General features: G+C 64.0%; 15 protein-coding genes. 7 read left to right on the top strand and 8 right to left on the bottom strand.

What is annotated here, in order from left to right; all coding sequences use genetic code 11:
• The first annotated feature begins 57 nt into the window (after positions 1-57).
• The 3 genes from L8G49_RS09040 (at position 58) to L8G49_RS09030 (ending at position 4128) form a co-directional block, all read left to right on the top strand.
• A complete protein-coding gene (locus L8G49_RS09040; protein ID WP_242184548.1) occupies positions 58-1173 on the top strand; it encodes a phospholipase A in 1116 nt (371 codons plus the stop codon).
• Between the two features lie 123 nt (positions 1174-1296).
• The gene (locus tag L8G49_RS09035; protein WP_242184546.1) at positions 1297-2316 is read left to right on the top strand and encodes a sensor domain-containing diguanylate cyclase; all 1020 of its coding nucleotides are present in this window, start codon (positions 1297-1299) and stop codon (positions 2314-2316) included.
• A 372-nt stretch (positions 2317-2688) separates the two neighbouring features.
• Positions 2689-4128, top strand: coding sequence for a S41 family peptidase (locus L8G49_RS09030; RefSeq protein WP_242184526.1), 1440 nt, complete (start codon positions 2689-2691; stop codon positions 4126-4128).
• A 13-nt stretch (positions 4129-4141) separates the two neighbouring features.
• On the opposite strand, the gene L8G49_RS09025 is transcribed toward L8G49_RS09030, so the two are convergent.
• Positions 4142-4657, bottom strand: a complete 516-nt coding sequence (locus L8G49_RS09025) for a ferritin-like domain-containing protein (protein ID WP_242139695.1) — start codon at positions 4655-4657, stop codon at positions 4142-4144.
• Positions 4658-4901: 244 nt separating this feature from the next.
• Between L8G49_RS09025 and L8G49_RS20990 the strand changes: the two genes are divergently transcribed.
• Together L8G49_RS20990 and L8G49_RS09020 are read left to right on the top strand one after the other, a co-directional pair.
• Positions 4902-5030, top strand: coding sequence for a hypothetical protein (locus tag L8G49_RS20990; RefSeq protein WP_269724634.1), 129 nt, complete (start codon positions 4902-4904; stop codon positions 5028-5030).
• Positions 5031-5032: 2 nt separating this feature from the next.
• Entirely contained in the window at positions 5033-5356 is a 324-nt protein-coding gene (locus L8G49_RS09020; RefSeq protein WP_242139696.1) for an alkylphosphonate utilization protein, read from the top strand.
• A gap of 45 nt (positions 5357-5401) precedes the next feature.
• Here L8G49_RS09020 and L8G49_RS09015 read toward each other — a convergent pair whose 3' ends face one another.
• The 3 genes from L8G49_RS09015 to L8G49_RS09005 form a co-directional block, all read right to left on the bottom strand.
• On the bottom strand, positions 5402-6835 hold the full coding sequence (locus tag L8G49_RS09015; RefSeq protein ID WP_242184522.1) for a GH1 family beta-glucosidase: 1434 nt from the start codon (positions 6833-6835) through the stop codon (positions 5402-5404).
• Positions 6836-7013: 178 nt separating this feature from the next.
• Positions 7014-10238, bottom strand: a complete 3225-nt coding sequence (locus tag L8G49_RS09010; protein WP_242184512.1) for a TonB-dependent receptor — start codon at positions 10236-10238, stop codon at positions 7014-7016.
• 122 nt (positions 10239-10360) lie between these two features.
• Complete coding sequence (locus L8G49_RS09005; RefSeq protein WP_242184509.1) at positions 10361-10597, bottom strand: hypothetical protein; 237 nt, start codon at positions 10595-10597, stop codon at positions 10361-10363.
• Between L8G49_RS09005 and L8G49_RS09000 the strand changes: the two genes are divergently transcribed.
• Both L8G49_RS09000 and L8G49_RS08995 read left to right on the top strand, forming a co-directional pair.
• Positions 10568-11530, top strand: coding sequence for a LacI family DNA-binding transcriptional regulator (locus L8G49_RS09000; protein WP_242184506.1), 963 nt, complete (start codon positions 10568-10570; stop codon positions 11528-11530). The genes L8G49_RS09005 and L8G49_RS09000 overlap by 30 nt on opposite strands.
• A gap of 451 nt (positions 11531-11981) precedes the next feature.
• Complete coding sequence (locus tag L8G49_RS08995; protein ID WP_242184486.1) at positions 11982-14645, top strand: TonB-dependent receptor; 2664 nt, start codon at positions 11982-11984, stop codon at positions 14643-14645.
• A 205-nt stretch (positions 14646-14850) separates the two neighbouring features.
• Here L8G49_RS08995 and L8G49_RS08990 read toward each other — a convergent pair whose 3' ends face one another.
• From L8G49_RS08990 to flgH, 4 genes are all read right to left on the bottom strand, one after another.
• Positions 14851-15528 carry a response regulator transcription factor gene (locus L8G49_RS08990; protein ID WP_242139701.1) on the bottom strand — a complete coding sequence of 226 codons (678 nt, stop codon included), beginning with the start codon at positions 15526-15528 and terminating at the stop codon, positions 14851-14853.
• A 105-nt stretch (positions 15529-15633) separates the two neighbouring features.
• On the bottom strand, positions 15634-15975 hold the full coding sequence (locus L8G49_RS08985) for a hypothetical protein (RefSeq protein WP_242184475.1): 342 nt from the start codon (positions 15973-15975) through the stop codon (positions 15634-15636).
• Positions 15976-16104: 129 nt separating this feature from the next.
• Positions 16105-16524, bottom strand: coding sequence for a hypothetical protein (locus tag L8G49_RS08980; protein WP_242139703.1), 420 nt, complete (start codon positions 16522-16524; stop codon positions 16105-16107).
• A gap of 109 nt (positions 16525-16633) precedes the next feature.
• Entirely contained in the window at positions 16634-17404 is a 771-nt protein-coding gene (gene flgH, locus L8G49_RS08975; RefSeq protein WP_242184470.1) for a flagellar basal body L-ring protein FlgH, read from the bottom strand.
• Between the last annotated feature and the right edge of the window lie 135 nt (positions 17405-17539).

Raw genomic sequence — 17539 nt, 5'->3', positions numbered from 1 at the left:
GAGAATCCGCCAGTCTTGCCAAAGTATCCGTGGATTGGGACCGCAAGGGGGACGACGATGCGGACACGGGATCTTGCGCTCGCCGGGAGCCTGCTGGGGGGGAGCCTGCTCGGGGGGCTCGCTGCTGCGCCGGCCACTGCGCAGTTGCGCCCGCTGCTCGATCCTCCCGCCTCGGCCGAAGCGGCACGCGCCGGGGTCGAAGTCTATGTCCTCAACGAAAGCCAGACCGCGCAGCCCGCGCAGGGTCCCGCCGAGATCGAGACGATCGCGCAGGACGGTACGCGGTTGCGCCTGGTCGCTGCGCCGGACGCCGCCGCCACCGTCGCGCCTGGCGGGTTCGCGCGGCTGCAATATCGTCTGGCGACATCCTATCCGGTCGCCACGGCGCCACTGGACCCGGACCATGCGCCGACGGCGCTTGCGGCCGCCACGCCGTCCGGCACCGCCCCCGCGACCGGCGAAAGCGTCATTGCCACGTCGCGCGGCGGGTCGGGGGCGTTTGTCGACCGACTGCGCCCCTATGCGCCGACCTATGCGGTCATGGGCGCGGGCAATTCGGGAACGAAGATATCGGCCAGCTTCGATTTTCGCCTGCTCGGCCGCGACGACGGACCCCATCTGGACTTCGCCTACACACACACCTTCTTCCTGGCCACGGACCGGCCGTCCGCCCCGCTCACTGCGCAGGGGTTCGCCCCCGAAGTGTTCCTCGACCTCCCCATCGATCCCAGCCTGACCATCGGCGGCGGGTATCGTCATGATTCGAACGGTGGCGGCGTCACCAATTCGGTCGACGTGAATCGATTCTACCTGCGGGCAAACAAGGTCATTCCGCTCGGTCACCGCTGGACCGTCGGCATTGCCCCGATGGTTTGGGGCTATTTCGGCGACCAGGGACTGGCCCCCGATCTCGATCGGTACTGGGGCTATGGCGCCCTCGCAGTCTCGATCGGCCAGCGCGACGGGATCAAGATCGCCGTGACCGGCCGCGGGAATCCGGTGACCGGCAAGGGCAGCACCGAAAGCTTCGTGTCTTATCCGCTCGCGCGGATCAGCCAGAAGCTGCCGCATATCTATCTGTTCGGCGATTTTTTCGCGGGATATGGCGAAACGCTGATCGCCTATGACCGGATCGTCAACCACGCGCGCTTCGGGATTGCGGTAACGCGGTAAATGCCTCGAATACCGGCATCGTTACGCCGTCGGTCACTCTATTTTAGCAGTTTGGGGCCTAGGCCTTCGACGACAGGCAGCGCCGCGATCCGTCGGCGCAAAGGGCAAGGGGCAGTTCGAGCGATGGCTACGGCAAGGGAGGCACGACTGGCAACGGTCGAGTACCGCGCCGACCAGGTGTTCGACCGCATCGGTCGGTTCCTGGCGCAGCACCGGTTGAGTCCGGACCCGCTCCATTACGCTTTTGCGTATCGGGTGATCAGCCAGCCCGCCGGCGTGTTGGCGCAATCGGTGGCCGCGTTGACCGAAGGCGGCATCCGGCTGACCGCGCGCGATATCGAGAAGCTCGGCGGTCAAGTCGCGACCGGTGCGACCCCGGACATTCCGGATGCCACGGATGCGGTCGAAGGGCTCGTCGCGCAGACGCAGATGCACGTCGAGGGCTTTACCGACATGATGCACGCGATCCGGACCGAAACGCAGGATTTTGGCCGCGATCTCGCGGCCAGTGCCAATGCGATGCGCGCGAGCGACAGTGCCGGCGACATCGTACGCCTGACCGGCGTCATGCTGGATCGGGTGCAATCCGCCGAAACCCGCCTCGCCGCGGCTACGCACGAGGCGGAGGAGCTGCGGTTGAAGCTGGAAGAGGCGCGCAGCAACGCCCGCTGCGATCCCCTGACCGACCTGCCCAACCGACGCGCCTTCGAGGAAAGCTTCGCCAAGCACATGCAGGCGGGCGACGCCGTGTGCCTGGCGGTGTGCGACGTCGACCGGTTCAAGCGCGTCAACGATCGCTTCGGCCACTCCGTCGGCGACCGCGTCCTGAAGGCGATTGCCGAGGCGCTGACGACCGCTTGCCCGGGCCACATGGTGGCGCGCTACGGTGGCGAGGAATTCACCGTCCTGTTCGTCGGCACGACGCTCGACGACGCCTATGCCACGCTGGAACGCGCGCGCGACGTGGTGGCGGACAAACGGTATCGTCTGCGCGAATCGGACGAGCCGCTGGGTGCGGTGACGTTCTCGGCGGGCATTACCGAGGCCAAGCCAGGCGAGTTCCTCGGCTCCCTCTTCGGCCGCGCCGACAAGCTGTTGTACACCGCAAAAGACAATGGCCGGAACCAGATCCGTCGCCTTTAGGATTCTACGCCGATCGTTGGTGCTTTGAACCACACCACCCAAGGCACTGTCGGCTGAAAAGTGCCTAAACACCTCTAAAACAACAAATTATGAAAGTGGCACGCTCCCTGCAAACGAAGGGATATCGGCGATCGGATGGTCCGCATTGCCAATCCAAAGGGAGATTTGTCATGTCGATCCGTTTCGAAGCCCTCCAGCGCGTTGCTTTCTCGCTCGTCGCCGCGCTCGTGCTCACCACCGTGCTCGCGTCGACGGCCGTGTCGGTCGCGCCACTCGCCTGATCCGCCGGGCATTGCCAACATGCTTGGATTATCGCGACTTTTGCACTGACAAGCGTTTCGCCGCACGCTAGCCTCGGGCGAGAGGTTGCACATGGCCCGAAACCGCACGCCCGTCACGACACTGACCCTTGCCGCGCTGCTGTCCGCCTGCAGCGGCGGCGGCGGGGGGTCGACGACAAGCGCGACGGTCACGCCGACGCCCACCCCGGCAGCGACAACGGCGGGGTGTTCGCTGCGCGACCGGCAGGACTGGGCCGCGGCGCAATTGCGCGAATGGTATCTGTTCCCGGACACCCTGCCCGCGGCATTGGATCCGACAGCCTATTCAACCGTCGGCGACTATGTCGACGCGCTCACTGCGACCGCGCGGTCTCAGCGCAAGGACCGCTATTTCACCTATCTGACGTCGATCGCGTCGGAAGATGCCTTTTACGCGTCCGGTGCGAGCGCCGGTTTCGGCTTCCGCCTCTCCTACGACAGCACCGCGCGGCGGGTTTTCATTGCCGAAACCTTCGAGGGCACGGCGGCGTCCGCAGCGGGTATCGATCGCGGGGCGGAGATCGTCGCGATCGGCACGTCCGCTGGTGACCTGCGGACGGTCGATGCGATCATCGCCGCGCAAGGCACCGCGGGCGTCACTACCGCGCTCGGCCCGAATACGACCGGCATCGCGCGCCTGTTGCGAATCACCGATTCGAGCGGCACGCGGGACGTGACACTCGCCAAGACCGATTATGCGCTCACACCGGTGTCCAGCCGCTACGGCGCGCAGATCATTACCGATGGCGGCCAACAGATCGGCTACATCAACCTGCGGAGCTTCATTTCGACCGCCGATCCCGCCCTGCGCGCCGCCTTTGCACGGTTCAAGACGGCCGGGATCAGCACTGTCATCGTGGACGTGCGCTACAATGGCGGGGGCCTGGTTTCGATCGCGGAGCTGATGGCGAACCTGCTTGGCGGCGCCCGCTCCGGTAGCGACGTGATCGACTATACGACCTTCCGGCCGGAAAAGTCCGCCAGCAATGTCACCGCCTTCTTTGCCCCCCAACCGCAATCGATCGCCCCCACCCGGATCGCGTTTATCGGGACCGGCGGGACCGCATCGGCCAGCGAACTCGTGATCGCGCAGGCCATTCCGTACTTTCATGCCAACGCTGCACTGATCGGCACCAATACCTACGGAAAGCCGGTCGGACAGATCGCGCTGGATCGCGCGCAATGCGACGATCGGCTCCGCGTCATCGCCTTCGCTCTCCAGAACGCAGCCCGGCAAGGCGCATATTATGACGGGCTGGCGAGCATCGTCGAGGCGAGTTGCCAGGCCAGCGATGATCTTACTCATCCGCTCGGGGACCCGCAAGAGGCGTCGACCCGCGCGGCGCTCAACTATCTTGCCGGGAAGAGTTGCCCGGCCATTGCCGCTGGCACGCAAGGCACCCTGGCGTTGCGGGCAAGCGCGACCACGCGAGAATTGCTAACGCCCGAACGCCCCGACACGACGCAACGCGAGGTGCCGGGGGCGTTCTAGTCAAACCGTTGGGTCAGGCGGTCGCCGCCTCGGCCTTCGGGTTGGTCTTGCTGGTCGCCATCTTCGTCAGCTTGTCGTCGGTCGCATATTCCTCGTCGAGCGTTTCCTGGAGAATCGCCGCGATCTGATCGCGACCGAGCTGCTTCGACCAGGCGATCAGCGTACCGTAGCGCGTGATCTCATAATGCTCGACCGCCTGCGCAGAGGCGATCAGGGCCGCGTCGAGCACGGCCTTGTCGGCGATTTCGCCAGCGACCTCGTTGGCTTCCTTGATGATCCCCTCGATCGCGGGGCAGGTCGCGCCCTTCGGCTGTTCGCCGAGCAGGTCGAAAACCTGTTCGAGGCGGCGAATCTGACCTTCGGTCTCGAGCAGATGCGTCTGGAAACCGCTCTTGAGACCGGCGTCCGTCGCCTTGTCGATCATCTTCGGCAGCGCCTTGGTGATCTGGTTCTCGGCATAATAGACGTCCTGCAGCTGATGCAGGAAAAGATCCTCGAAGGTAACGATATCCTTGGTGAACAAGCCCATGTCGTGTCTCCTCGAAAACAGTGCCGGACCTGGCGCCGATTGATGGGGGGTAGCCGGACGCGAGGGGTGGCACGTCCGGCTTGTTCGTCAAACGGGCGGACCACGGGGTGGTTGCGTGGCGGGTCCTGAAATGATGCTAACATCGGTCAACCTGCGGGATCGGCGCGACGAACAGAATTGATGCCGCCATATGGGCGTCTTCGCGCTAGAAGGCTGCGGGCCTTCCGCCCCTGAGGTATGTCCGATGGCGAAAAGCCAGAAGAAGTCGAACAAGGAAACACGCAAGCCCAAGGCCGAAAAGGCGCCGAAGGCGAATGCGTCCAACCCGACCACCAAGGGTCAGCCCGTCGCGATGGTCAACATCAAGGGATGAGCATGGTGGACGACGACCGCGGCGAGGGCGACGCCTTCGTCTATGACGAAGCCTCGGGCGAATGGATCAGTGCGGTCGATGCCGCCGCCAAGGGCGACCCCGCTGGCGACGCCGTGGTCGTTCGCGACGCGGTCGGCAACGTCCTTGCCGACGGCGACCAGGTCACGCTGATCAAGGACCTGACCGTCAAGGGTGCTGGCCAGACGCTCAAGCGCGGCACGCTGATCAAGGCGATCCGCCTGACGGGCGACGCCCAGGAGATCGACTGCCGGTTCGACGGGATCAAGGGCCTCGTGCTCCGCGCCGAATTCGTCAAGAAGCGCTGACCCCCTGGTCGCGACGCCCCTCGTCGCGACCATTGCCCCAGTCGTTCACACCAGCGTGTTGCGCCGGACCAGTTCGCGATACCAGGCAGCGCTCAGCTTGGGCGTGCGCACCTGCGTAGCGAAGTCGACGTGGTGGATCCCGAACCGCTTGGTATAGCCATCCGCCCATTCGAAATTGTCCATCAGGCTCCACAGGAAATAGCCCTTGAGCGGATAGCCCTCTGCCGTCGCCCGGTGGAACTCGGCGAGATAGTTGCGCAAATACATGATCCGGTCGCTATCGTCGATCCGGCCGTCGACCACCGGATCATCCGCCGAGGTCCCGTTTTCGGAGATGTAGATCGCCTTTGGCTTCCACAATTCGCTGACTGTCCGCACCCCCCAATAGGCGACCTCGGGGCCGACGTAGAGCCAGGGCGAGGCCATCCGCGGCGATGACGGGAGATGCGGCAGGATCTTGTAGCCGCTCGGCCCCGCATCCGCCCGGACGTAATTCGGGGCGTAGATGTTGAGCGCGACGAAGTCGAGCGGGCTGCCGATCGCCGCCATGTCCCCGGCCGCGACGCGCGGTGCATTCGCCCCTTCGCGGGCGAGATAGCCATCGGTGTAGCGCCCCTCCATGATCGCGGTCAGGAACATCGCATTTTCCTCGCGCACCGCGGTCTTTGCGGCCGCGATATGCTCGGGCGTCTCGATCACGGGCACGTAGAAATTGGAATTGTCCGCCAGGCCGACCTGCGTTCCCGGGCGCGCATGCGCGCGGATCGCCTGGACGCCAAGCCCGTGGGCGAGCACGCCGTGGTGACGCACCTGGTTGCCGGCCGCCGGCGGCAGGCGCAGGCCGGGCGCGTGCCGCCCCTCGATATGCCCGATGTCGGTGAAGCACCGCAGCTCGTTGACGGTCATGAAATGGTGTACGCGATCGGACAGTTTGCCCGCCATGTAGCCGGCATAATCGGCAAAGGCGGACGCCGTATCCCGCGATTGCCAGCCGCCCGGCAACGCTTCCGGCAGATCCCAATGGAACAGCGTGACGTAGGGCGTGATCCCGGCGACGAGCAGCGCGTCGATCAGCTTGTTATAATAATCGACGCCCTTCTGGTTCGGCGTCCCGCGCCCCTCCGGGAAAATCCGCGACCAGGCCAGCGACAGGCGATACGCCTTCACGCCAAGGCCTTTCAGCAGCGCGATATCCTCGGGGTAGCGGTGGTAGCTGTCGCACGCCACGTCGCCGGTATCGCCATTGGCGACCCGACCCTGCGTATGCGCAAAGACGTCCCAATTGGTCCGGCCGCGCCCGTCCTCGGCCACCGCGCCTTCGATCTGATAGGATGCGGTGGCACAGCCCCACAGGAAATCATCGGGAAAGGACAGCGACCCGGCCGGCGCCTTCGGAGTCATAGTGGCAAGCGCACTGCCCGTGCTTCCGGCGACGGCGGCCCCCAGCATGCTGGCCTTGATGAAATCCCGCCGATCCATAATTCATTTCCCGTACAACCCGTTGGCACGTTCGCAATCATTGACAACGTTGTCAAGAAACGTCGTCGATCGATGGCGTGCGCGGGCATGGCTGTAGCTTCACCGACTGATCGACGAGACGAAGCGGGAAGGTGAGCTCAACCGCCGCCCTTCCCGCTTCGATCGCCGATGCGCTCCGTCAGAACTTGAACCGCGCCCCTGCCAGGTAGCGCGCCGAGCCTTCCTGCATGAAGAAGATCTCGTTCGGCGAACGCCCGTAGATCTTCAGACCATCTTCGAAGATGTTGATCCCTTCGATCGACACGGCGATGTGCGGGGTGACATCGTAGCTGACGTTGAAATCGACCTGGCTATGCGCCGCCGTGAAGCGGGGGCTGTGATAGCTGTCGGCATTGACCCCGGACAGGAACTTGTCACGCCAGTTGTACGACAAGCGGGCAGAGATGCCGTATTTGTCGTAGATCAGCGTGGCGTTCGCGGTGTCGGACAGGCCGAGGAGCGCGAACTGATCCTGGTTGATCGGCGCGGCAACATTGATGCCGACGTCCCCCTTCACATGGGTGTATTGCGCCGCGACCCCGATTCCCGTCTGCCCGAAGAAGTACTGGCCCGCCAACTCGATGCCGTAGATTTCGGCATCCTTGTTGTTGATTGGCGTACTGACGTTGAACGTGAACAGTGGGTCGTTGGCATCGGCAATGATGTCGACCGCATTCAGCGTCGAGTCGACGAAGGATTGCGTCAGCGAGCGATTGACCGTGTTGTAGTTCGCAAGGAAGGTATTGGTCGCGGCAGCGGTGTTGCCGTTGTTCTGGACTAGCAACGCGGTGTAGGTGAACAGGTTGACGTCGGTGACGTCCGCCCCGATCGTCTGCAGCTGCGCCTTTGCGGTGCCCGATCGGCCCGACACGCCCGAGGACGGATCACGCAGACCATAAAGCGATTGCGGGACGACCGAGGTGCCGATGAAGTTGTGGACGCGCTTGTCGAAGAAACCGACCGACAGATAGCTGCCGGGCTTGAAATACCACTCCAGCGCCACGTCGAAGTTGTCGGAAACCAGCGGCTTCAGGTTTGGATTGCCGGAGTTTCCGCCCGTCTGACCACCAACGGCGGTCGCGTCGTTCGGATTCCCCACGCTCGCCGACGTGAACAGGTTGTTGTAGGTCGGCCGTGCGATCGTACGGCTTGCCGAGAAGCGACCGATCAGATTTTGCTTGATGTTGAACTGGAAATCCATCGACGGCAGAAGATTGTTGTACTTCCCCCGACCCGACGTGTTCTGCAGGTATTTGCTGTCGAAGATTAGGTCCTGCGTGAAGTCGTTGTCGGACTGCCACCGGATATCGGCGGGCGCATAGAGCACGCCGCTTGCCTTGACCTTCGTCTGCTCGTAGCGCGCACCGGCGACTAGCGCCGCGTCATGCCCAGCGAGCTGCCCCTTCCAGGTCACCTGGCCGTACACCGCCCAAATGTCTTCCTGGACCCGGTCGTTGCCATAGCCGTTCACGCCGTTCGCATGGCCAGGCGTATTTGCGTATGCCCCGCTGAGGGCGTTGTAGAGCGCGGTCGCGTCTTCGGTACGGAAGGCGACCAGGCCGTCGCCGCTCGCTTTCGGATCGAAATGGGTGAACTTGCAGACGAGGCAGAATTGCGAGACTTGCCCCGGTGCGATCTTCTGGACGTCGCCCGGGAAGTTGTTACCCCAGTCGCCCAGCGTCTGGTAATAGGTCGTCTGGGTCGAGAGCGTGTCGGTCTTGCGATAGTCGCCGCCAAAGTCGAAACGGCTCCCCCCGCCCAGATCCCAGCCGGCGTCGATCCGGCCTTCCTTGATCGTCTGCCGCAGGCTGGTCGAGATCTGCCGACCGACCTGGCTGCCGAGATCGCCGACGTCGAGCTTGCCGTTCCCGTTGCCCTTGATGATCGCGTTGCCGGGAGCCGGCGTCGCCGGATCGCTGAACTGGACGGTCTGGACCGGGAAGCCGTTGTTCGAATAATCCCACGAATGCTGCGCCAGCAGCGGGATCGACAGCGAAATCAGCGTCGAGCTCATCCCGTTGGGGTTATCCGGCGTGCTCTTCGACAAGCCGACATGGCCATCGGCGGTGACGGTGAAATTGTCGGTCAGCTCCCACCGGGCGTTCAGCCCGAAGTCCTGGAGCTGGTTCTTCTGCGCACGATATTGCTGTTCTGCGCCCGAATCCTTCTGCGCGCCGTTGTTCGTCTCGTGCAGGTAGGTTGCGGTGCTGACTTCATGACCCTTGTCGAAGGTGATCTCGTCGAACAAGCCGGCGAACCAGTTCGCCTCGTCCGAACGCCGTTCGGAAGCCCGGTTCTGGGCAAACAGTCCATCGGCTGTCAGCAACAGCCGATCGGTCGGCTTGAATTGCAACGAACCCTGGAAGTTCATCCGCTCGTTGGTGTCTTCGGCAAAGTGGTAGCGCGCGTCGTCGGGCCGGGCGACAAGGGTGTTAGGGTCGGACGGCGCGTTGTTGATCTTGGTGGCGGCGTTGACGTGGCTGCCACTCGGATCGAGCAAGGCCGCAAGCGTGCTGATGTTCCAGCCGTTGACCGACGCGCTCACCGCGGAGAAATTGCGCTTCTGATAGCTGCCGAACAACGACGCACCGAACGTGTGGTTCGAATTCGACCAGCTCAGCAAGCCGGAGGCCTGCGGCGTGACGTGGCTGCCACAGCTGATGCAGGCATCCGCGCTCGTGTCGTAATCCGCCTTCACCCCGAACGACCCGTTGAAACCGCTCTCGCGGGCATCGAGCGGGCGGCGGGTCACGACGTTGATCGAGGCGCCAATGCCGCCCGAAGGGATCGCGGCGCGGCCGGTCTTGTAGACCTCGAGCGTCTTCACGCCTTCGGATGCAAGGTTGGAGAAGTCGAACGATCGACCGGTGCTGCGGGTGAAGTCGTTCTCGCCGCCGACCGAGGTCTGGTCGGACGCTGCCAGTTGGCGACCGTTTAGCGTCACCATGTTATAGTCGGGACCAAAGCCGCGAACGGTGACCTGCGCGCCTTCGCCATTGCGGCGATTGATCGACACGCCCGGGATACGCTGAAGCGATTCGGCGAGGTTGGTGTCAGGGAACTTGCCGATATCCTGCGACGAGATCGCGTCGACGATCCCGGAGGAATTGCGCTTGATGTCGATCGACCGTTCAAGCGAGGCGCGAATGCCGGTAACGACGATGTCGTCAGAAATCGGCGGCGGCGTGTTCACGGGATCCTGTGACACCGGCTGTGCATTGGTGACTTCCGCGCCGGCCGCGGGTGCGGGTGCGATCACGGGCGCGGTTTGCGCAAAACCATAGCCCGGCACAGCAAGGCCGACTGCAAGTGCGATGGTTGATGTGGTGCGCGCGAGCATGCTCGCCGGGCAGAAACCCTTCATGACGTCCCCTCCTGTTCCGCGACCCCCCTGAGCCACGGCTGGTTGCCGACCGTCTTGGTCAGCTTACCCTGTTGGTAGCGATAGCATTTTGTCTTACGTTGTCAATTACGATTTGTGTCGCATCAATGCAGGATCGCAAACCGTCGGCCGGGCCGCGCGTTGATGGTGACGCGCTGCGAAGCAAGGCGATACGGAATGCTACCGTTGTCAGCCCCGACCGCGTCTGTGATATCGAGCAAGCCGCCTTGGAGGACCGTTTCCTGTCTCGTGAAATCAAACGCACCACGATCGTCGATGTCGGCCGCCAGGCGGGCGTCTCGACGAAAACCGTGTCGCGCGTCTTCAACGATGAACCCCATGTCAGCGAGGCGATCAAAGACCGCGTCCGCGCCGCCGCCGCCGCGCTCAACTATCATCCCAACGTCTTCGCCCAGTCGCTGGTGCGACGTCGGTCGCACCTGATCGGGCTGGTCTATGAAAAGCCCAGCGCGAGCTATGTCGTGGAACTGCAGATGGGCGTGCTCGACCGCCTGCAAGGCGAACGCTATCGCCTGATCGTCATCCCGATCCAGTCGGCGCAGGACAATGCATCCGAGATCGTCGGGTTGCTGCGCGCCGCCGCGCTCGACGGAGTCGTGTTGGCGCCACCGGCATCGGATCATCCGCTGATCCTCGCGCAGCTCGAGGCGGCGGGGATCCGGTACGCGCGAATCGCGCCGTCGCGCCAGCTCGAGCTCGGGTCGTCGACCCTGCTGGATGACGTCGCCGGCGCGCAGGCCGTCGCGGCGCACGTGCTGTCGCTCGGCCACCGCGACATCGGCATCGTCAAAGGCGATCCAACCCATGCCGCGACCGATGCACGGCTGATCGGGTACGGCCAGGCATTCCGTGATGCCGGCTGCCAATTGCAGCTCGACCGGATCGAGACGGGACTGTTCACCTTCGATGGCGGCTATGCGGCCGCCCGTCGCTTGCTCGAGCGGAGCGATCGACCGACGGCGATCCTCGCACAAAATGATGAGATGGCGGTGGGCATCATGCTCGCCGCCCGGGAACTCGGACTATCGATCCCGGAGGATCTGTCGATCGCGGGGTTCGACGATGCCGAGGTTTCCCGCATTGCGTGGCCGCGCCTCACGACGGTGCGACAGCCCGTTTTCGAAATGGCGGTCGCCGCGACGGACATGCTGATCGCGGATCTCGAAGGTCGCGCGGGCGAACGGCACACGCATCACAGCAACAGCCTGCTGGTCCGCGATTCCACCGCGGCCTTGCGGCCTGACCCATCCTGACCACTTCGCCCTGCGAAGCGGTATCCGGGCTGCCCGACCCTAGCGTAGCGGACTGTGACACTTGGGCAACGCGCGCGTATCTTCGTACATGAACGCGGATTCATACGACGCTGCTTTCTGTGCAGGCGGGCAGTACGTCTGCTCTTGACGCCACCCTTGCCAACCTAAGATTAGTCGCCAACGAATGAACAGTAGGCAGATCTGGAGACTAGGTAACAATACACTGCTCATCATGTGGGGCCATAACCCCTTCTATGCCTTGCCCTACTTAACCTTACACGCGTCGATACCTGGATTGGCGTTCCAACATCAACCCGACATTATAAAATGACGCCAATATGACGCAGCTGTATTTTTTCAGTGACATTGGCTGTAACATTGCTGACCAAATTGGGTTGTAGCGGCCGCTGGACCGGAATGAGAAAATTCTCGAGGTTCAGGGGAAATCACAATGACTGTTCGATCGGGCCTCCGCCTGCAGCTGCTCATGGGCGGCGCATTGCTGGCTATCACTGCCGCGCCCGCCGTGGCACAGACCGCGCCGACCGGCGACTCCGCGCAGACGACGGCCGCCGGCGACGTCGCGCCGACTGCAGACGCGGCGACCGCGCCGTCTGACCAGCAAGGTCTGGGCGATATCGTCGTTACCGCGACTCGCCGCGAAACCAACCTGCAGAAGACGCCGATCTCGATCAGCGTGCTGAGCAGCCAGGGCATCACGGATCGTCACGTCCAGAGCCTGTTCAACCTCGCCGACGGCTCGATCCCGTCGCTCCGCGTCGCGACCTTCGAGGCGCGCCAGTCGGCGCTGACGATCGGTATCCGCGGCATCGTCCCCTACGATCAGAACCAGACTGCGCGTGATGGCGGCGTCGGCGTCTACATCGACGGCGTCGCGCTCGGGAAGACCCAGGGCCTCAACGCCGCGTTGTTCGACATCGAGCGCATCGAAGTCCTCAAGGGCCCGCAGGGCACGCTGTTCGGTCGCAACACCGAAGGCGGCGCGCTGTCGCTCGTCTCGAAGGCGCCGACCGGCATCCTCGGCGGTCGCGTTACCGCGGGCGTCGGCAACTATGGCAGCCACAACGCCGACCTGCATCTCGACCTGCCGAGCTTCTACAACATCTCACTCAAGTTCGACGGCGTCTACCAGCACCAGGATCCGACCGTGAAGGACCCGCTCACGGGGTCGACCGGCTGGAACTATTACGACCGCAAGGGCGGCCGCGCCGCCGCGCGCTGGCAGCCGATCGACGGCTTCACGGCAGACTTCGCCTATGACTATGCGAAGGACGAGAACACCCCGCAGTACAGCCAGCTGGTCAACTACAACCCGGGCAACCTGCCGGTCGGTACGTTCAATTCGGCGGGTGCGCTCCAGCTCAACGGCGTCGCCTGTGGCGGCACCATCACCCCGGTGCAGGCTGCAGCAGGACGTCCGATCTGCATCGCTCCGAAAGCACCGCTCGTCGGCGTTCATCCCGACCGCCAGACCGTCGCCGACGTCGGCGTCCCGCAGCAGCCCAGCGTCGACATCACGCACGGCTTCTCGGCCAACCTGAAGTACAAGCTCGCCCCCTGGATCGAGCTGCGCTCGATCACCGCATGGCGCGGCGTCAGCACCGATCAGTGGGACAACTCCGGCGGACCGGAGCGCAGCACCTTCGCGCCGTTCGTGCCCAACACCGCCAACCCGACCGCGATCAACACGACCGGTACGTTCAGCCGCTACAGCCTGTCGTTCCTGCGCCAGCATCAGTTCAGCCAGGAAGTCCAGGCGGTCGGCAGCATCCCGCAGTTCGATTATGTCGTCGGCGGCTATTACTACACCGAGCAGGCGTCCGAATATGCCGCGACGCCGCTGAGCAACCAGTGGAACGGCGATGGCACCGCCTACACCGTGCGTTCGCCGATCCCGGGCAATTCGACCGCGATCAGCGGCGCGAACTCGGGCTATCAGCAGTATGATCCGTCGTGCAACAACGGGCTGGCGGCGACCGCTCCGCAATTCCGGAACAGCTGCCAGTTCATCACCCGCGCCAGCGCGGCGACGGACCACAACTATTCGGTATTCGGCAACCTGACCTTCACCCCGGAAGCGCTTGGCAACGTGGTGCACATCACGGCCGGCGGTCGCTGGACGAAGGATGATCGTCACGGCCTGCTCTATGTCGTCAACAACCGGACCGATCTGAACCCGGTCACCACGGTCGCCAACAGCACCGCGACGCCGTTCACGTTCAAGAACAACATCAGCCGGTTCGATCCGATGATCAACATCGCGTTCGATGCGACCCCGGACGTCCACCTCTACGCAAAGTATGCAACGGGCTTCCGTGCCGGTGGTGCGAACGATCGTTCGCTCCAGTTCAACGCCTTCGGTCCTGAAGCGGTCAAGTCCTACGAAATCGGCGCGAAGATGGACTTCCTCCAGCACCGCGCGCGCCTGAACCTCGCCGGCTACATCATGGACCGCAAGAACACGCAGTTCGACTTCGACTATTTCGATACGAATGGTTCGAGCGTCACCAACGGCAGCCACATCGAGCAGACCGTCAATGCCGGCAACAGCAAGATCCGCGGTATCGAAGCCGATCTGACGGTGAAGCCGTTCCCGGAACTGACGCTGACCGGTTCCTATGCCTACACCTACTGGAAGGCGCCGTCGGCGATCAGCCCGCTGGGTGGTGGCCTGCAGCAGCTGTACATCGTCTACACGCCTAACAATGCGGCATCGGGCGCGATCGACTATGTCACCCCGATCCACATCGCCGATGCAAGCGTCCGCCTGCATCTCGACGGCAACTATGCGAGCAGCCAGTACAGCTTCCAGCTCGAGCCGACCAAGACCGATGCGAGCTTCGTAATGAACGGCCGCCTCGCGCTCGCCGACATCTCGGTGAATGACCATAACAAGGTCACCGTCTCGGTCTGGGCTCGCAACCTGCTCGACACGACGTACATCTACCGTCGCTCGGCAGCGAACTCGACGCCGGTCCAGAACATCGGTGCCAACGGCCAGCTGGTCTCGACCAACTACGGCGGCATCCTTGGCGACTATGCCAACTTCAACCCGCCGCGCACGTGGGGCCTGGAGCTTTCGGCAAAGTTCTGATCTTCCAGATCAGACGGTGATCCTGACAGACCCGGCCCGAGCATCCCGCTCGGGCCGGGTTTTTCACGTGCCCCCTCGAAGCATCGCCATTGCGCGCAGTCAGCGCACGGCATCCCCGCACCGCAATCTGCCGCCGCGCAGCCGCGCGATCGCATCGACCAGCGTGCGGCCATCCCGGGCCGTCAATCGATCGCGCGCGCGGAGCTCATCCCTGATCGACGAGCATGTAGCCGACCCCGCGAATCGTGACGATCGGATCGCGCTCGCCCGCCGCGCACACCTGCGCGCGGACCCGTCGGATATAGGATTCGACGATGTTGGTGGCGGGCTCGACATCATAGTTCCACACCGTCCTGTAGAACATCTGCCGGGTAACGACGCCGTTCTTGTTGCGGATCAATTCGCACAGCATCTGGAATTCGAGCTTAGGCAGGCTGAGCACGCGGGTGCCGCGGACCGCACGATGCTTGACCTCGTTCACCTCGATATCGCCGGCCCGCATCAGCCCGCTTTCGCTCGCGCGCGTGGTCCGTCGCAGGATCGCCTTGATCCGTGCCTCGATCTCCACCGGTGCGGCGGGCTTGACCAGATAATCGTCCGCGCCCGCGTCGAGCCCGGCCACGCGCTGATCCAGATCGCCAAGCGCGGTCAGCATGACGATCGGCACGCTCACCCCGCGCTCGCGCAGGACCTTTGCCACCGTGAACCCGTCGACATGCGGCAACATCACGTCGAGCAGGATCGCGTCAAATCTGTCGTCCGTCGCGCGCAGCAATGCGACCCGCCCATCTTCCGCGACGACGCAGTCGTGCCCGAGATCGGCCAGATCGCTGACCAGCGACCGTGCTGCGCGGGCATCATCCTCGACGATCAGAAGACGCATAGTCGGTGGTTCCCTGACGCTGAATCGCGTCAGAGCCATCGCCTGTTCGATCGCCAGTTACAATGCATTGTCGCCCGCACGCCGGGTCGGCGCCGATGCCCGCATTCAGCCGTCGAAACCGCGCGCGGCCAGTCCCACCGCTGCCGGTACGGGGGCGCCGGGCAACCCCGGGATGGCGTCGACCCAGAAATCGTCGGCCTGGCATCCGGGGACCGGGTTGGCGCGCAACACCTCGGCCGGATCGCAGAGAACGGCGAGACAGTCCGCGAGCGATGGAGCATTGGGGGGACCAATCGTCTCGTGGACCATCTCGTCGGTCGTTTCGGCATCGGCAAGCAGGCGTGCCCGCGCCGCCGACCACAGGGCCATGCCGTCTTCCAGTACGAACGTTAGCGTGACGCGGAACTGGGGCTGGGGACCGACGCCGAAGTCAGTACCGTTCCGCATGCCGGTGAACGTTTTGGCGTCAAAGGAATACATCGGACATCCCACCGTAACTGGCCGTTGAACGACAGTGGCAACATAATCTTATCTGTTATACTTGCGAATATAGCATAAACACCATGGTTCGTTTGACTATTGCAACGCGTAATCCCGCAGCGCCCCCGGATCCGCGCGCCCATGCGCCAGGATCAGGCACAGTTCGGCGAACAGGCGGTCCCACAGGGTGCACGGAATCGACAGCGGCTGTCGCGACTGGCTGGTATCGATCTCGATCCTGCTGACCGGATCGACCGCGAGGCGCAGGGTTGCACTCCACATGCCGAAGATCTGCTCGTCGGGCAGCACGTCCGGCACGGCGAGCCGCGCCGACAGGAGAAACCCCCACAACACTTCGGCGCCGTACAGGTCCAGCGTGGCGTGCGGTTGGCCCGGGGCGTCCGGGCGCTGCATGACGACGCGCGTACCGGCGGGATGCCGCTCCGCTCGCAGGCGCAAGCGCAGGCCCAGCGCATCGATGATCTCGCGGACCCTGGGAAGACCATCGTGTTGCATAGGACTATCTTAAGCCACCACCGCCGTAATCGGACGCGCCACACCGGTAAAATGGCAATGCCCCGGGAATCCTGATCGCGCGCCCACGCGCCCGACGCGGTTCGTCGGGTCAGAACGGGAAAAGCGCGTCATAGATCTGTTGCCCCCAGCGCGCCTGTTGCGCATCCGACAATTGCCCGCGCCCGCCATAGCTGATGCGCGCCTCCGCAATCTGCGAATGGAGGACCGAATTGTCGCGCGCGATGTCCTGCGGCCGGACGATGCCGGTCACGATCAGCTCGCGCAGTTCGTTGTTGACGCGCACTTCCTGTCGCCCGCGCACGGTGAGATTGCCGTTGGGCAGAACGTCGGTGACGATCGCGGACATCGTCATGTTGATCGTTTCCGACCGGCTGATCTTGCCGCCCCCCGCCGATTGCGACTTGGAACTGGTGCTGGCGAGGTTGGTCGGATCGATGCTCTTGGGGAGCAGCTTCTGCAGCCCGAGCAGACTGCCGACACTGGCGTTTTCGGATCCGGTACGGTCCCGCGTGGTGTTGTTCCCGACCTCGGCCTTGTCGGCGATATTGATGCGGATCGTCAGGATGTCGCCGATCCGGGTGGCGCGCTGATCCGCCAGGAAGGCTGCGGCGCCGGCCCGGAACAGCGATGCGGTGACGGGCCCCGGTGCGGTGCCGGGGCCGGATCCGAACATCCCCGGAGTGCGGGCCTCGCGGCGTAGCGTGGCACCGGCCTGGCCAAGCGAAGGCTCGACCGCGACGTTGGCGGTGGTCTCCGCCGGCGACATTTTCGGGGCCTTGCCGATCGTCTGTAATCGACCGACCGCGCCGCACCCCGACAGCAGCAGCGCGCCGCTCGCCAGTACAAAAATGGTCTTCATTGCATATGTCCCCTGTCAGAATGCCCGAACCGCGGCGTCAGCCCCGCCACCCCGGCGAAGGCCGGGGCCCAATCGCGATGGTCGTGGTACCGAAGCGCGGGTCTCAGCCTACAACCGTACTTCTCTTGGGCCCCG

Source organism: Sphingomonas sp. CARO-RG-8B-R24-01, from assembly GCF_022662295.1.
Classification (GTDB): domain Bacteria; phylum Pseudomonadota; class Alphaproteobacteria; order Sphingomonadales; family Sphingomonadaceae; genus Sphingomonas.
This window is presented reverse-complemented; position numbering and strand designations above follow the sequence as displayed.

Bases quoted from the DNA above. Each gene is read 5' to 3' on its own strand.
- L8G49_RS09040 (WP_242184548.1), top strand. From the start codon at position 58: ATGCGGACACGGGATCTTGCGCTCGCCGGGAGCCTGCTGGGGGGGAGC.
- L8G49_RS09035 (WP_242184546.1), top strand. From the start codon at position 1,297: ATGGCTACGGCAAGGGAGGCACGACTGGCAACGGTCGAGTACCGCGCC.
- L8G49_RS09030 (WP_242184526.1), top strand. From the start codon at position 2,689: ATGGCCCGAAACCGCACGCCCGTCACGACACTGACCCTTGCCGCGCTG.
- L8G49_RS09025 (WP_242139695.1), bottom strand. From the start codon at position 4,657: ATGGGCTTGTTCACCAAGGATATCGTTACCTTCGAGGATCTTTTCCTG.
- L8G49_RS20990 (WP_269724634.1), top strand. From the start codon at position 4,902: ATGGCGAAAAGCCAGAAGAAGTCGAACAAGGAAACACGCAAGCCCAAG.
- L8G49_RS09020 (WP_242139696.1), top strand. From the start codon at position 5,033: ATGGTGGACGACGACCGCGGCGAGGGCGACGCCTTCGTCTATGACGAA.
- L8G49_RS09015 (WP_242184522.1), bottom strand. From the start codon at position 6,835: ATGGATCGGCGGGATTTCATCAAGGCCAGCATGCTGGGGGCCGCCGTC.
- L8G49_RS09010 (WP_242184512.1), bottom strand. From the start codon at position 10,238: ATGAAGGGTTTCTGCCCGGCGAGCATGCTCGCGCGCACCACATCAACC.
- L8G49_RS09005 (WP_242184509.1), bottom strand. From the start codon at position 10,597: ATGGGGTTCATCGTTGAAGACGCGCGACACGGTTTTCGTCGAGACGCC.
- L8G49_RS08995 (WP_242184486.1), top strand. From the start codon at position 11,982: ATGACTGTTCGATCGGGCCTCCGCCTGCAGCTGCTCATGGGCGGCGCA.
- L8G49_RS08990 (WP_242139701.1), bottom strand. From the start codon at position 15,528: ATGCGTCTTCTGATCGTCGAGGATGATGCCCGCGCAGCACGGTCGCTG.
- L8G49_RS08985 (WP_242184475.1), bottom strand. From the start codon at position 15,975: ATGCGGAACGGTACTGACTTCGGCGTCGGTCCCCAGCCCCAGTTCCGC.
- L8G49_RS08980 (WP_242139703.1), bottom strand. From the start codon at position 16,524: ATGCAACACGATGGTCTTCCCAGGGTCCGCGAGATCATCGATGCGCTG.
- flgH (WP_242184470.1), bottom strand. From the start codon at position 17,404: ATGAAGACCATTTTTGTACTGGCGAGCGGCGCGCTGCTGCTGTCGGGG.